The following is a 13,354-nucleotide window of genomic DNA, read 5'->3' on the forward strand; positions in this document are numbered from 1 at the left end:
GTTTGTTACGGTTTCACTAAGTTGATAAACGTCGATTCGGCGGTTTTTGAACCTGCACGCTTGGCTTCATCAAGCCATTTCAGCGCCAGGGAAATATCTCCGGCTTTTACTGCCTGTTCAATTTTGCCGTTATAGAACGCTTCGCTTTCAGACATCATGCTGACCGGAGTTTTCATCACTCCCGCAGTTTCAACCTTAGCTTTAGAATGCTCAACAGGTGATGCGTTGGCCGGTTTTTCTTCAATTCGGTAAGCACGCAGTGTCAAAGGCTTGAGGTCTAATTCCAGTGAACCGAATTTGGCATGCTGGATAACCGGGTCAGTGACCATTGGGCGAGCCATTCCCAACTCTTCCGCACGTACACGTTCCGGGTGAGGAATGGTGATGGAGCCTTGTCGGTATTTTTCTGGAGAGTAGACCACCATGTAAGGTGTTTCATTCCGGTCAATAACGAACCGGTTGTGGTAACCCGATAGGTGGAACATATCTGACGGCCTGACAGCAAACGCATCTAGATCGATGGTTTTGACCGGTTTAAACCTGCTATCCAGCAACAGTATTTTAGGGGCAAACACCCCTTCTGAACTCATCCAACTGGTCAGGTCAACCTGTAAACGGTCAATGGATTCAGGCATGGAAAATGCCACAAAGTAACTTTTCCCACCGTCAAAAGATGCTACCGGGGAGCGGCTGTCAATGGTGACATCCAACTCTTCACCATTTAGAGGGATCCAACCGAACTGGCTGTAATCCGTGCAGCAAACTGCCTGTTCTATGGATACATTCTTTACAGTTTCAACCGGAGTGTTTGCACATCCCATCAGAGAAGCAGCCAAAATCAAAGCAAGCGTTGAATAGCGTTTTTTCATTTCATTCCCCCTCGTCTCCGGGACTGGTAGTTTTAGGTTTTGAGACGATAGCCCTGAACTTTCGGTAAGGCATTTGTACTTAAAAATGCAGGGCTACAAACTCAAACAGGCAGCCCGAAGGCTGCCTGAGAAGGTATTATTAGAACCAGATTTCAGCATGAACACCGAAGATGGTGTCGCTATCACCGTTGTTGATACCGATGATTTTTGCACTGGCATCATCATCTGCTTTGATGTGGCTGATGTATGGCTTGATTTGTGGACGTCCGAAGTAATCCGCATTCACCGTAAACACAGTTGCGATTTCAGCGTTCAGGATTTGGCTTTCTACCGCATCACCTGTACGGTCCCAATAGCCATCTTTGCCGTCTTCATAACCATAAGAACCTGTGAACTCCAGACGGAAGTTGTCATTGATTTTATAGCTTGGGCGGAATGCAATCAGGCCACGTTTCAGGTCTTTCGCACCAAACAGGGTATCCAGCGCCTGGAACCAGGTTACTTCAGTGCCCAGTTGCCAGTTTGTACCCAGATTTGCCACACCGTAGGAAGTAAAGAAAAGTGATTCATCTGAGTCAGGGGCTGAGTTCCAGCTGCCAAAGTTCAGACCACGGTTTGAAGCCAGGCCTTTACCGTAAGTCAGTGCGGTCTGTGACCAGCCATCCAGGCCATAGAAGTTGGTGTTATATGTCACACCGACGCCTACGCCGTTATCAGCCTGGGGATCGGATTTGTTCGCCTGGTACATCACTTTCAGGTCGAAGTCGAAAGAACCGTTAAGTGCCTGAACACCGTAGTAATAGAAATTCAGTGAGCTCAGTGTGGTGCGGTCGCCATCCTTAACTCCACCGCTACCTGGAGGCATGGCATCAAGTGCACCGGCGTTAGGGTCAGCAGAAACCAAGGCAATACCGCCACGCTGACCATTATCAAACTTGGTTTCAAAGCCCGCACCTTCACCAGATGACTGTTTCCAGAACTCACCAGAGAGGCCACCGGCTGCACGGTTCAGGTAACGGCGACCAGCCCAGATTTCTGTGTCATCGGCAAGGTAAGGCAGGTTACCCAGAGCAACATAAGCTTCTTTAATTTCAAACTGGGCATTGTTGTTCAGTTTTTGGCTGCCAGGTGAACTGTAGTAGTAAGAGTCACCGTTTCCGTATTCAGCACGGATAATAAAGTCACTGTATACTTCGTTTCCGTATTGAGTGTGTTTTTTAACGGTAAATTCAACCTGGGAGCTGCTCTTGCCCATGGTACCGGCAGTCTTGTAATCCGGTTTGCCGAATTCAGTATCAAATGACTGCTCATCGTTGGAACGGTAGTTCATCGAACCGTAACCGTGAACTTCCCAACCGTCAGTCAGGATGTCGGTGGCTTTCACTTCGCTGTCGGCGGCAAACGCAGAATAAGAGGTAAGTGCTGCGAGTACCGCAGCTGCTACTGGTAAGCGTTTCATTCTTATGTCCCTTTTTAAGTATTGTTGCTTTTGGATAACCAAGTGCTTTCGGGACACATATTTCAGGGTTTACGATTGCCCAACATCCTCCGCCCTAAGGGATCAGCCGGGCGTAGGATTCAGGCGTAGGCAGGAGGAGGAGCAGGTGAGTATGTAACAACGGTCACAGAAACAGGGCGTATTTAGCGTAAAAAGAGTGACCAACCTATAAATTTCACTGATATCAAAAGCAGATAATTATGTAGGTTCATCTAAAACAACCTCAAATATTCACCTTATTTTTTGTCAAAAAATTAATCCATTAGAATTGCGCGCTCTTTAAGCATAGAGAGAAGCGCATGGAGATGATCTCCCTGTTCATCATGCAAATAGTAGATACCAACGGTGCCTTTCTGGCCGGACTGGTTAAGTGGCAGTGGGACAATTCCAAGGTCTGCAAAATAGCCTTTCATTCTGGCGGGATACGGCATCACTGCTGGCAGTGTTTTCAGGATATCAATGCTGGCTGACAGGGAACCTACGTTGTAAACAATGCGCTCCCCCAACCCTTTTTGCTGGTTTTCACGCTGTTTTGGTCCCAGGTCATCCAACAGGTGCCGGTAAGGTTCTGTATCTGGCGTGACACGCAATAGCGGATAAAGGTAAGACTCACTTTCCGGATGATTGCTCAATAACAATGGATGATTTTCTCGTACGTAAAATGCCTCTTCATCCTGAAACACCGGCATAAAAGAAACCGGGTACCGGCTTGAAAGCCCTATAATCTCGTGCCCCATAAAGAGATCGATATGTCCGTGTTGCAGCAAGTCCATCAGTTTAAGGTGGTTACCGAATTCCAGATCGACAGATATAGCCGGGTTACCGTGGGTGTATTCCGCAATGGCATCTTTAACAAACAATTCCCACCACGCATCACCGGTACCCATTTTGATTTTTTGAGTGCGCCGTGCTTTAAGGTCAGCCATTTGGTCAAGCATACGCTGGTGACGCCTTGCCATCTCTTCCGCCTGCTGACGAAGCAACTGCCCGTATTCTGTCAACTCTACCCCTTTTGATTTGCGGATAAGCAGAGGCACACCAAGTTGCCCTTCCAACTTCCGAATGGTTGCGGTCAACGTAGGTTGGCTGAGATTCAGTGCCAAAGCAGCACCGCTGATACTGCCGTGCTCAGCAACGGCCAGAAACTGGTAATAGCTTTTATCCATTAGTCGCACCTGGAACAAGATAGGAAGAAAAAATGGCATGATGGAGTTCACGTTTCGAGATTGCCTAAAAACCAGAACATACCGTGATTTCGTGATTTGCCTTGCTGTTATACGCCATGATATTAAATTTATCTATATCATTAGGGCAATCATGTATTTCCCGACACGGAAAGTTCCTCCTAATATCAGCCTCAGTTTCCTGTATTCCGAGGTTAATTCGATGAACATGCCTTCTAAAACTGCAATCCCTACTACACTGGAAGCCCGCTGGTGGCACGATGCCGTGGTTTACCAGATTTACCCGCGTAGTTTCTGCGACTCCAACGGAGACGGAATTGGTGACCTGCAAGGTATTATCAGTAAGCTGGATTACCTCAAAAGCCTGGGTATTAACGTTATCTGGCTGTCACCGGTTTACAAATCGCCAATGGATGATAACGGTTACGATATCTCCGACTACCAGGATATTGCACCGGAATTCGGTACCATGGCGGATATGCAGCAATTGATCGCAGAAGCCAAAGCGCGAGATATCCGTGTCATTATGGATTTGGTGGTTAACCACACCTCTGATGAACACCCATGGTTTGTTGAGGCTAAAAAAGGCAAAGACAACCCTTACCGCGATTACTATATCTGGCGACAGCCTAAAGAAGACGGTTCTGCGCCGGATGAGCAGGGCTCTTTGTTCGGTGGTTCTGCGTGGCAATTCGATGAAGCGTCCGGCGAATACTACTTCCATTTGTTCTCTAAGAAGCAACCTGACCTGAACTGGGAAAACCCTAAAGTGCAGGAAGAAGTGCACAAGATGATGAACTGGTGGATTGACCAGGGTATCGGCGGTTTCCGAATGGACGTTATCGACCTTATCGGTAAGGAAATCGATAAAGGTATTACCGGCAACGGCCCTCGCCTTCACCCTCTTCTGCAGCAAATGAACCGGGAGACCTTTGGCAGCAAGGATTTGCTGACAGTGGGTGAAACCTGGGGAGCGACCCCGGAAATCGCAATGTTGTACAGTGACCCGGTGCGTGAAGAGCTTTCTATGGTGTTCCAGTTTGAACACATCACCCTGACATGGGGCGACGGCGACAAATGGACCCCTGTTCCTCTGGATCTGCCCGCGTTTAAAGCCATCCTCACTAAATGGCAGACTGAGCTTTCTGACAAGGGCTGGAACTCGCTGTTCTGGAATAACCACGACTTGCCGCGCGCCGTTTCAAAATACGGGTGTGAAGGGCAATACCGCGTAAAATCTGCCAAGATGCTGGGCACTGCGCTGCATATGTTGAAAGGCACACCTTACATCTATCAGGGCGAAGAAATCGGCATGACCAATGTCGCCTTTGACAGCATTGATGACTATCGCGATATCGAAACCCTGAATTTCTACAAAGAACGCACAGAAAATGGCGTATCCCCAGAAGCAATGCTGGCAGCAATACATGAAAACAGCCGCGACAATGCCCGCACGCCAATGCATTGGAACAATACGCCACACGGTGGCTTTACCAAAGGCAATCCGTGGATTCAGGTAAACCCGAATTATCCAGATATCAATGTTGAAGCAGCGCAGGAAGACAAAGATTCAGTATTCTGGCACTACAAGCGCCTGGTAGAACTGCGCCACGAGCTGCCGGTCATTGTTTACGGTGATTTCACCCCACTGTTTGCCGACCACCCAACCGTATTTGGTTATGTGCGTCAGCTCGATGGAAAGGCTCTGGTGGTGATCAACAACTTCTCATCTGAAGAAACCACTGTACAGATTCCATCAGAGTGGCAAGTATCTGGCCGCTGTGTTATCAGCAATGACAGCGAACGAAGCGCACTTGAAAAAAGTGTGACACTGTCACCATTTGAATCTTTTGCTGTTCTGACTGAGTGTTAAAGAAAGAAGCAATACATACCCCTGAATTTCTCTCGGGATGCTTTAAAAAAAGGCACTATAAAATTTATAGTGCCTGTTTCCAAAGTAAGCACAGGAGAAGAAATCCATCACTGAAGATGCATTTAGTCATTCTCTTTTCAGCACCAATCACATTCAAAGAGAAGTATGACCCATTAATAACTGATTCCTTGGCGGGCACAGATTTATCAATTATTTTCTCTGTTAACAATAGGCTTACGCGCTTTGAATAATCTCTTGGCGATAATATGTTTCCAGAACGTAATCACTGAATATTGAGCAAGACTTTTCTGACAAGATGAGGACTATTTTCTATCAGGTTAATCGCTTCAGGCGCCTTTTCTAATGGAAATTCATGGGTAATCAGTTTTTCCGTATCCAACAAGCCGTCAGCCATCCAGCCAATTACAGTTGGAAACATATTGTTGTTCAATCTGGAACCGACTATGGTCAATTCCTTTTTTATTACTTCAATCTGACTGACTTCGCTGGGTGTTGAAGAAAAGCCGAGCAAACATACTGAACCCGCTGGCGCTGCCAACTTCAGGATTTCAGGGACCAGTCCCGGAATACCCGCAGCGTCTACGATAAGTGGTATACCCTCGCCGTCCGTCATTTCTGTCACTCTGTCTTCGACACTTTCCGTCATTGAGTTAATAACACAGCCAGCGCCCAACATTTCCGCCACTTCAAGTCTGTCATCGACTATATCAACAACAATTGAGGGAATACCTAGTATTCTTGCTACTTGTATGACCGTCAATCCAATCACGCCGGCTCCATATACAAGTACCTGGTCTCCCTTTTGGTATCCCATTCTGTCAAAGACATTGGCGGCAATACTGTATGGTTCGATTAAAGCGGCATCTCTCAACGACAGTCCGTCGGGCAAAACATGGATGTTGGTTTCCGGCACTGACTGGAATTCAGTAAATCCGCCATCCCGGTGCACACCCACCACCTTTAGCCGCGTACACACATTCGGGCGACCTATCACACAAGGCCGACATTTTCCGCAGCTGATGGCAGGGTTGATAACGACCTTTTGCCCTGCCTGAATTTTTGTAACCTTGTTTCCTATATTTTCAACGGTACCAACAAACTCATGCCCCGTAATCCGGGGATACGTAGCGAAGGGATTTTGCCCATGAATGATATGCATATCTGACCCACATATCCCTGCATAGGCAACTTTGACCAAAACCTCGCCCGCCCCAGGTTGAGGAACAGGCAAGTCCTCAATACCAAATTTGTTTGCTGCTCCGACAACAAAAGACTTCATATTACCCACACAGTATATTGATCACGTTATCGAGGTGTTCAACCATTGCTGCTTCTGCTGCGTCCCCATCACCACTTTTAATAGCAGTAAATATTTTCTTATGATCCTTAATCCAACGGCCCTGAGCTGCTGGGTTTTCTGCCATGGATTCCATTCGCATCCACATCTTTCCTTTCAAATGCATGGACATAAGATCGCCATGAAACGTTTCAAGAATCGGGTTGTCACATACACTGGAAATCAGTGCATGAAATTGTCTGTCAGCGTCAATGGATGCTTTGTGCCGCAATTCCTTGTCGGAAAAGAACAGGGATGCTTCCATCATTGCAATACAGCGTTCCAATTCTTCCACCAGTGAATCCGTCTTACTCTCTGCAGCAGCGCGTGCAAACCCACCCTCAATGACTTTCCTCGCATGCAAAATATGGTAAGGCGTGTACTCAGGAATCTGGCTGTTGCCCTGAGTCGGCTCGCTGTTGGTAACATAGACTCCAGCGCCTTTTTTGATCGTAGCAACCCCGATAAGCTCCAGATACACCATGGCTTCACGAATCACTGTTCGGCTGACTCCCAGTTCCTCTGACAGTTTTCTTTCCGGTGGAATTTTGTCTCCGACCGCATATTGCTTTTGTTTGATTCGGTCAATCATTTCATTCGCAACAGTAAGATACAGTCGACCTTGATTCTTGTTTGTCATTCTTATTTACCAGTTATATAACGTTCCATCTTTCAATCTGTTCACAGGCAAGCTGGATTTTTTATAAGGGTTTGCCAGCATCACCTCTTCGTTTATATCAACCCCATGCCCGGGCGTATCATCTACGTAAAATGCACCTTCTTCATATTGGTATGACCGCGTAAACTGAGACTCCATCTCATCAGAGTGCGCCATGTGTTCCTGAATACCAAAGTTATTAACAGAGATGTCGAAATGCAAAGCACAACCCATGGATATGGGAGAAAGATCGGTCGGACCATGGAATCCCATCTTCACGTTGTACAGTGATGCCAAGGACGCTATTTGCCGCATATGTGTAATGCCACCAGCATGTAAAATGGTTGTTCTTATATAGTCAACATACTGATTTATAATGAGGTCTTTGAGATCATAAACTGAACTCAACACTTCCCCGACGGCTATCTTGGTCGTAGTGTGATGGCGAACCAGTTTTAGTCCCTCCTGATTGTCTACCGGAGTGGGATCCTCCATCCAGAAGAGCCGGTAGGGCTCAAGCACCTTACCCAGTTGCGCCGCTTCTATGGGCGTAAGCCTATGGTGAACGTCGGTTAGCAGTTCAATGTCAAAGCCGAACTTTTCACGAACCGCTTTAAAAACGGATTCAACTGAATTCAGGTAACTGCTGGTGCACCATACGTGCTCCTCGGGAAGCCTGGAGGAAGCTGGCTCATAAATTTCACCTTTCGCTGCCACGCCGTAGGTTTTTTCCAAACCGGGGATACCACATTGAATTCGGATAAAGCGGTACCCTTTTCCAATCGCATCAGAGACACCTGCAAGTACATCGTCAACAGTAACGCCATTTACATGGGTATACACATTTACATATTCGCGGCTTTTTCCGCCTAACAGTTGATATAAAGGCATACCCGCCGCTTTTGCCTTAATGTCCCACAACGCCATATCTACAGCGGCAAGGGCTGTCATATCTATAACGCCCTTTTTCCAGTAGTACCCCTTGAAAAAATATTGCCATGTATCTTCTATACGGCTGGCGTCTCTTCCAATCAATGAGGGAATGACATACTCCTCAAGGTACTTTGCGACGACAAGCTCGCGTCCATTGACCGTAGCGTCACCCACACCGTAGATACCTTCATCAGTCTCTATTTTTAAAGTAACAAAGTTGCGGCCGGCTGAGCTGACAAAAACCCTGGCATTGATAATTTTCATTGATCGCGACTTCCACTGTATTGATGGCGATGTGTCTTTCCTGCTCGAATAGTCTTTGTTATCAATTTGTTTGTATTCTGTCTTAGTATATTCACGAGAAAATTATTGTCCAGACCAATTCTGGAGAAATAGTAGTGCAATTCTGGTCTAAACATTGGTTTACAACCTATTCCAAATGAAGAGACAGAATAATAATTTCATGAAATACAGAAGGAAGCCGGGCTCATTTATGTGAAATGTTGTCCAGTGGCGCTCAATAAAAAACCACTGTTCTTCTTCAGCCTATTTACAAACCCCGGTCACATAGCAAACATCTCCCATATCGAGGAATCATTGAATAGTGCTTGTTTTATATGGGTTTTATGCTCATTCGAAATTATTCAAGATAGACTTACATTCATTCGTTAAGTCAACGTTCACCTACGTAAATCAGCCACCACCTTTTATGCATTCATGCAGATAACGCCCCTGCTTGATATGTGTGATGATTATGACCGCTAATGATATAGATCACACAAACAAACAATTAACATACTAATAACGAAAATCGAGTGCTAGCTTGTGATTGTCTGTACAATTTAACCAAATTGCTTAGACCATAAGCAAAGGCAATACAACCCGACGTGGAGAGAAAAAATGAAGCATATTCTTTTTAGCGGAGCGGTAATAGCCAGCGCACTGATAGCCACCACAGCCTCCGCTGCTGACTACACTCTTAAGTTTGGTCATCTAGCCAATGACGACAACACCTGGAATAAAGCAGCACTACAGTTTGAAAAGCTGGTCGAAGAAAAATCGAATGGCCGAATTGATGTAAAAGTATACCCAAACTCCCAATTGGGTTCAGAGATGGACATAATTAACGGTATCCAACTTGGTACGGTGGACATGACCATCTCAGGAGAATCACTCCAAAATTGGGCCCCCAAGGCCGCTCTTCTCGGCATTCCCTATGCAATCAGGGACAGCGCACATATGAAGGCAGTCGCCGACGGCCCTCTCGGTGAAGAAATTGAATCACAAATCATCAAAAAATCTGGTTTAGTGCCTCTCACGTGGTTTGAACGCGGCCCCCGCAACCTGACCTCAAACAAGCCCATCGAAACACCAAATGCACTTAAGGGTACTATTTTGCGTGTGCCTAATGTGCCTATCTTCGTCGAAGTGTGGAATGAACTGGGTGCAAAACCAACCCCAATGGCGTTTTCTGAGGTATTCACATCGCTTCAACAAGGTACCATCCATGCGCAGGAAAACCCCCTTTCGCTGATCAACAGTGCCTCCTTCTTTGAAGTCCAGAAGTTCGTGAATAAAACCGAGCATGTGCGCAGCTGGATCTATGTTGTAATTGGTAAGCGTCAATTGGAAAAGATGCCAGAAGACCTGCAACAAATCGTTCGAGAATCTGCAAATGAAATGCAAGCGTACGAGCGAAAGCTGTTCCAGGAAGACGAAACGAAACTGGTCGAATTGCTGCAATCAAAAGGCATGACTTTTGTTGACGTAGACCAAGATGCATTCCGTAATGCAGCTCTCCCAGCAGTTCAAAATAGCCTGAACGAAGAGCAGATGGAACTTTTCGGAAAAATCCAAAAATTGTAAGTTATCTATTGTTAAATACCCATCAGGGAGGAGTCTCTCCTCCCTATTTAAGGTTTAACTATGAGCTATAAATCCAAGTTATCACCACATTCATATCAATCCAGTCTCTTAAAGCTGATTGATTTTCTTGATGAGGTTGTGACAAAGATTTTCAGCTTATTGACTGTTCTAAGTTTGGCTGCACTGTGCGGCGTTGTGTTACTCCAAGTTTTCGCCAGAACATTTTTAGAAAATACTCCCCCTTGGACAGAAGAGCTTTCACGCTACTTTTTCATTTATACGGTTGCATTTGGAGTTGGGATAGCATTTAAAAAAGGTGAACTGGTCAGCGTCGACATTATTTTATCGAAGTTAAAAGAAAAACACCGCGTGTCCTTTATGCTGATTATCAACATAGCACAATCATTCTTTATCATAACGATCATCCCGTACGCTCTTCAATACATGAAAATAGGCGGATGGCAAACGTCTCCAGTGTTAGCCATACCTATGAATACCATCTTCTTCGCCAGCGTGTTGATATTATCAAATTTACTCTTTTTCATCACCTTAGACATTATTCGCCGCCTATACATTCTGTATAATTGGAAGGATTCGTAATGGAAGTTTATGCATTGTTTACTGTATTCCTTGTATTACTTGCATTGGGTTTTCCTATAGCAATTACATTGGGAATGTCGTCTCTGGTCTATTTGTGGCTTACAGACATCTCATTCACTGTAATTCCCCAGAAAATGTTTTCCGGAATAGATTCGTTTGTTCTTTTGTGCATCTCTGGCTTTATTCTGGCTGGCAACCTGATGAACCGAGGAAACATCACAGAACAGATCATCGGTCTCAGTAACGCACTTCTCGGCCATATCCGGGGAGGACTTGGGCTGGCAAATGTAAGTGGTTCCATGCTTTTTGGCGGTGTATCTGGTACCGCGGTTGCAGACACGGCCTCGATTGGCTCTGTAATGATTCCGGGAATGGCCAAAAGCGGATACGACAAACCTTTTGCCGCGGCTGTGACAGCGGCTTCGTCCACCATTGGGCCTATCATCCCGCCCAGCGTCCCTATGATCATTGTTGGCACACTCACCAGCATTTCTGTTGGTAAGCTATTCCTTGCGGGCGCTGTCCCTGGCCTTTTGCTCGGTGCCGGCATGATGGCAACCACCTATTACCTTGCCCTGAAACGTGGATACCCAAAGGAAAAACGTGCAACCCTGCGTGAACTTCTGGTTCATTTGAAAACCGGTAGCTGGGCAATATCCCTCACATTATTTATACTGGTTGGAATCATCGGGGGTTATTTTACACCGACAGAAGCATCTGTGGTTGCCTCACTTTATGCTTTTATAATCGGAAAGTTTATATACAAGGGCTTATCAATCAAGGATCTCCCAGGCATCATGCTGTCTACAGCAGTGACGACAGCTTCATTAATGCTGCTTGTGGGTTTGGCTAATGTATTCGGCTGGATACTGACATCTGAGCAAATACCACAGAAAATCGCATCGGCAATTTTAACGATCAGTGACAATCCAATCGTTGTACTCCTGATTATTAATTTGCTCTTGCTACTTGTTGGCTCATTTATGGAAACAATTGCCGCACTCATTATTTTGTTTCCAACTTTACTCGGAGTGGCAGTCGCTGTTGGTGTAGACCCAGTCCATTTTGGAATTATTGCCGTATTGAATTTAATGATTGGCTTGACTACCCCACCAGTTGGCGTTTGTTTATTTGTCGCATCAGGAATTGGTGGAATTCCAATGGAAAAGGTAGCAAAGGCAATCATTCCATTTTTAATTTGCAATATAACAATTTTGATGTTGGTTACCTATATCCCGGCTCTTTCTCTTTGGTTGCCATCAATGTTCATGTGATTTGGATTCATTTTTGATTTATGAAGTTATAAGGAAAAGTACCATGGAACAATTATGGCGTTGGTATGGCCCAGAAGACCCGGTTACGCTAAACAATATTCTTCAGGCTGGTGCTTCCGGAGTAGTGACGGCTCTCCATCATATCCCAAATGGCGAAGTATGGGGTGAAGATCAAATACAGGCGCGAAAAAAAATCATTGAAACTGCCGGGTTAAGCTGGTCCGTCGTTGAATCTGTGCCGGTACATGAGGACATCAAAACCCAGACCGGTACCTATGCTACGTACATTGAAAATTATAAGCAGACAATTGAGAATCTGGCTGCCCATGGGATTGATACTATCTGCTATAACTTTATGCCAGTACTGGATTGGACAAGGACAGATCTTCAATACCGTTTACCTGACGGATCACTTGCTTTGCGTTTTGACCAAATCGCCTTCTGTGCATTTGATATGTACATTCTTAAACGGTCCAACGCAGCTGAAGATTACACTACTGAAGAAATACAGGCCGCTAAGAGTTATTTTTCGCATATGTCTTCGCAGGATATCAGCGAGCTAACAAATAACATCATCGCAGGGTTACCGGGTTCAGAAGAAGGCTATACGCTCGAACAACTTCAGGGACAGCTGGATCGTTATAGAAATATCGATAAACCTAAGCTTCGCAGCCACTTGCAACACTTTCTGCTGGAAATACTTCCAGTCTGTGAAAAGTGCGGTGTTCGCCTTGCTGTTCATCCCGATGATCCGCCGCGTCCGCTGCTTGGGTTGCCACGGATTGTATCCAGTGAAGAAGACATAGATTGGCTTGTACACAGCGTGCCTAATCCTTCCAACGGTATCACGATGTGCACCGGCTCGTACGGTGTTCGGGAAGATAATGATCTGGTAAGAATGGTAAACAAATTCTCTAACCGTATTTACTTCACCCACCTGCGTTCTACTCAAAGGGAAGAAGTCAAAGGCAGCTTTTATGAAGCAGCTCACCTCGAGGGTGATGTCGATATGTATAACATCATCAAAGCGCTTTTAAGTGAGGAGCAACGCAGAAGCAACGCCGGGGACAACCGCCAAATTCCTATGCGTCCGGATCATGGCCACCAGATTATCGATGACCTGAACAAAGTCACCAACCCAGGTTATTCGTGTATAGGGCGTTTAAAAGGGCTTGCCGAAATCCGGGGTATGGAACTGGCACTGAAGAGAGCTTTTTTCTCTCAATAAACTCAAATTTGCAG

The 13,354-nt window shown here is 45.8% G+C and carries 11 protein-coding genes; 5 read left to right on the forward strand and 6 right to left on the reverse strand.

What is annotated here, in order from left to right; all coding sequences use genetic code 11:
- Positions 1–5 precede the first annotated feature (5 nt).
- The 3 genes from NF212_RS09440 to NF212_RS09450 form a co-directional block, all read right to left on the reverse strand.
- Entirely contained in the window at positions 6–869 is an 864-nt protein-coding gene (locus NF212_RS09440; protein WP_434354949.1) for a MalM family protein, read from the reverse strand.
- A 139-nt stretch (positions 870–1,008) separates the two neighbouring features.
- Positions 1,009–2,328 carry a carbohydrate porin gene (locus tag NF212_RS09445; protein WP_434354951.1) on the reverse strand — a complete coding sequence of 440 codons (1,320 nt, stop codon included), beginning with the start codon at positions 2,326–2,328 and terminating at the stop codon, positions 1,009–1,011.
- 293 nt (positions 2,329–2,621) lie between these two features.
- On the reverse strand, positions 2,622–3,533 hold the full coding sequence (locus tag NF212_RS09450; protein ID WP_434354953.1) for a LysR family transcriptional regulator: 912 nt from the start codon (positions 3,531–3,533) through the stop codon (positions 2,622–2,624).
- A 220-nt stretch (positions 3,534–3,753) separates the two neighbouring features.
- Between NF212_RS09450 and NF212_RS09455 the strand changes: the two genes are divergently transcribed.
- Positions 3,754–5,424 carry a glycoside hydrolase family 13 protein gene (locus tag NF212_RS09455; RefSeq protein ID WP_434354955.1) on the forward strand — a complete coding sequence of 557 codons (1,671 nt, stop codon included), beginning with the start codon at positions 3,754–3,756 and terminating at the stop codon, positions 5,422–5,424.
- 283 nt (positions 5,425–5,707) lie between these two features.
- Here NF212_RS09455 and NF212_RS09460 read toward each other — a convergent pair whose 3' ends face one another.
- Genes NF212_RS09460 through manD form a run of 3 tightly spaced genes read right to left on the reverse strand, consistent with a single transcriptional unit; the run spans position 5,708 to position 8,636 of the window.
- Entirely contained in the window at positions 5,708–6,724 is a 1,017-nt protein-coding gene (locus tag NF212_RS09460) for a Zn-dependent oxidoreductase (protein WP_434354957.1), read from the reverse strand.
- Between the two features lies 1 nt (position 6,725).
- Positions 6,726–7,421, reverse strand: a complete 696-nt coding sequence (locus tag NF212_RS09465) for a FadR/GntR family transcriptional regulator (protein WP_434354959.1) — start codon at positions 7,419–7,421, stop codon at positions 6,726–6,728.
- 6 nt (positions 7,422–7,427) lie between these two features.
- On the reverse strand, positions 7,428–8,636 hold the full coding sequence (manD, locus tag NF212_RS09470) for a D-mannonate dehydratase ManD (protein WP_434354961.1): 1,209 nt from the start codon (positions 8,634–8,636) through the stop codon (positions 7,428–7,430).
- 636 nt (positions 8,637–9,272) lie between these two features.
- Between manD and NF212_RS09475 the strand changes: the two genes are divergently transcribed.
- The 4 genes from NF212_RS09475 to uxuA are packed head-to-tail and all read left to right on the forward strand — an operon-like array spanning position 9,273 to position 13,340.
- On the forward strand, positions 9,273–10,238 hold the full coding sequence (locus NF212_RS09475) for a TRAP transporter substrate-binding protein (RefSeq protein ID WP_434354963.1): 966 nt from the start codon (positions 9,273–9,275) through the stop codon (positions 10,236–10,238).
- Positions 10,239–10,298: 60 nt separating this feature from the next.
- On the forward strand, positions 10,299–10,838 hold the full coding sequence (locus tag NF212_RS09480; RefSeq protein WP_434354965.1) for a TRAP transporter small permease: 540 nt from the start codon (positions 10,299–10,301) through the stop codon (positions 10,836–10,838).
- Positions 10,838–12,112, forward strand: coding sequence for a TRAP transporter large permease (locus NF212_RS09485; RefSeq protein ID WP_434354967.1), 1,275 nt, complete (start codon positions 10,838–10,840; stop codon positions 12,110–12,112). Before NF212_RS09480 ends, NF212_RS09485 begins: the two co-directional genes overlap by 1 nt.
- A gap of 43 nt (positions 12,113–12,155) precedes the next feature.
- Positions 12,156–13,340 carry a mannonate dehydratase gene (gene uxuA / locus NF212_RS09490; RefSeq protein ID WP_434354969.1) on the forward strand — a complete coding sequence of 395 codons (1,185 nt, stop codon included), beginning with the start codon at positions 12,156–12,158 and terminating at the stop codon, positions 13,338–13,340.
- The last annotated feature ends 14 nt before the right edge of the window (positions 13,341–13,354 follow it).

It is taken from the genome of Parasalinivibrio latis (genome assembly GCF_036825535.1).
Taxonomy (GTDB): Bacteria; Pseudomonadota; Gammaproteobacteria; order Enterobacterales; family Vibrionaceae; genus Parasalinivibrio; species Parasalinivibrio latis.

What these genes read in the sequence shown, in the direction of transcription:
- NF212_RS09485 (WP_434354967.1), top strand. Translation starts at nt 10,838, where the DNA reads ATGGAAGTTTATGCATTGTTTACTGTATTCCTTGTATTACTTGCATTG.
- NF212_RS09440 (WP_434354949.1), bottom strand. Translation starts at nt 869, where the DNA reads ATGAAAAAACGCTATTCAACGCTTGCTTTGATTTTGGCTGCTTCTCTG.
- uxuA (WP_434354969.1), top strand. Translation starts at nt 12,156, where the DNA reads ATGGAACAATTATGGCGTTGGTATGGCCCAGAAGACCCGGTTACGCTA.
- NF212_RS09455 (WP_434354955.1), top strand. Translation starts at nt 3,754, where the DNA reads ATGAACATGCCTTCTAAAACTGCAATCCCTACTACACTGGAAGCCCGC.
- NF212_RS09480 (WP_434354965.1), top strand. Translation starts at nt 10,299, where the DNA reads ATGAGCTATAAATCCAAGTTATCACCACATTCATATCAATCCAGTCTC.
- NF212_RS09475 (WP_434354963.1), top strand. Translation starts at nt 9,273, where the DNA reads ATGAAGCATATTCTTTTTAGCGGAGCGGTAATAGCCAGCGCACTGATA.
- NF212_RS09465 (WP_434354959.1), bottom strand. Translation starts at nt 7,421, where the DNA reads ATGACAAACAAGAATCAAGGTCGACTGTATCTTACTGTTGCGAATGAA.
- NF212_RS09460 (WP_434354957.1), bottom strand. Translation starts at nt 6,724, where the DNA reads ATGAAGTCTTTTGTTGTCGGAGCAGCAAACAAATTTGGTATTGAGGAC.
- manD (WP_434354961.1), bottom strand. Translation starts at nt 8,636, where the DNA reads ATGAAAATTATCAATGCCAGGGTTTTTGTCAGCTCAGCCGGCCGCAAC.
- NF212_RS09450 (WP_434354953.1), bottom strand. Translation starts at nt 3,533, where the DNA reads ATGGATAAAAGCTATTACCAGTTTCTGGCCGTTGCTGAGCACGGCAGT.
- NF212_RS09445 (WP_434354951.1), bottom strand. Translation starts at nt 2,328, where the DNA reads ATGAAACGCTTACCAGTAGCAGCTGCGGTACTCGCAGCACTTACCTCT.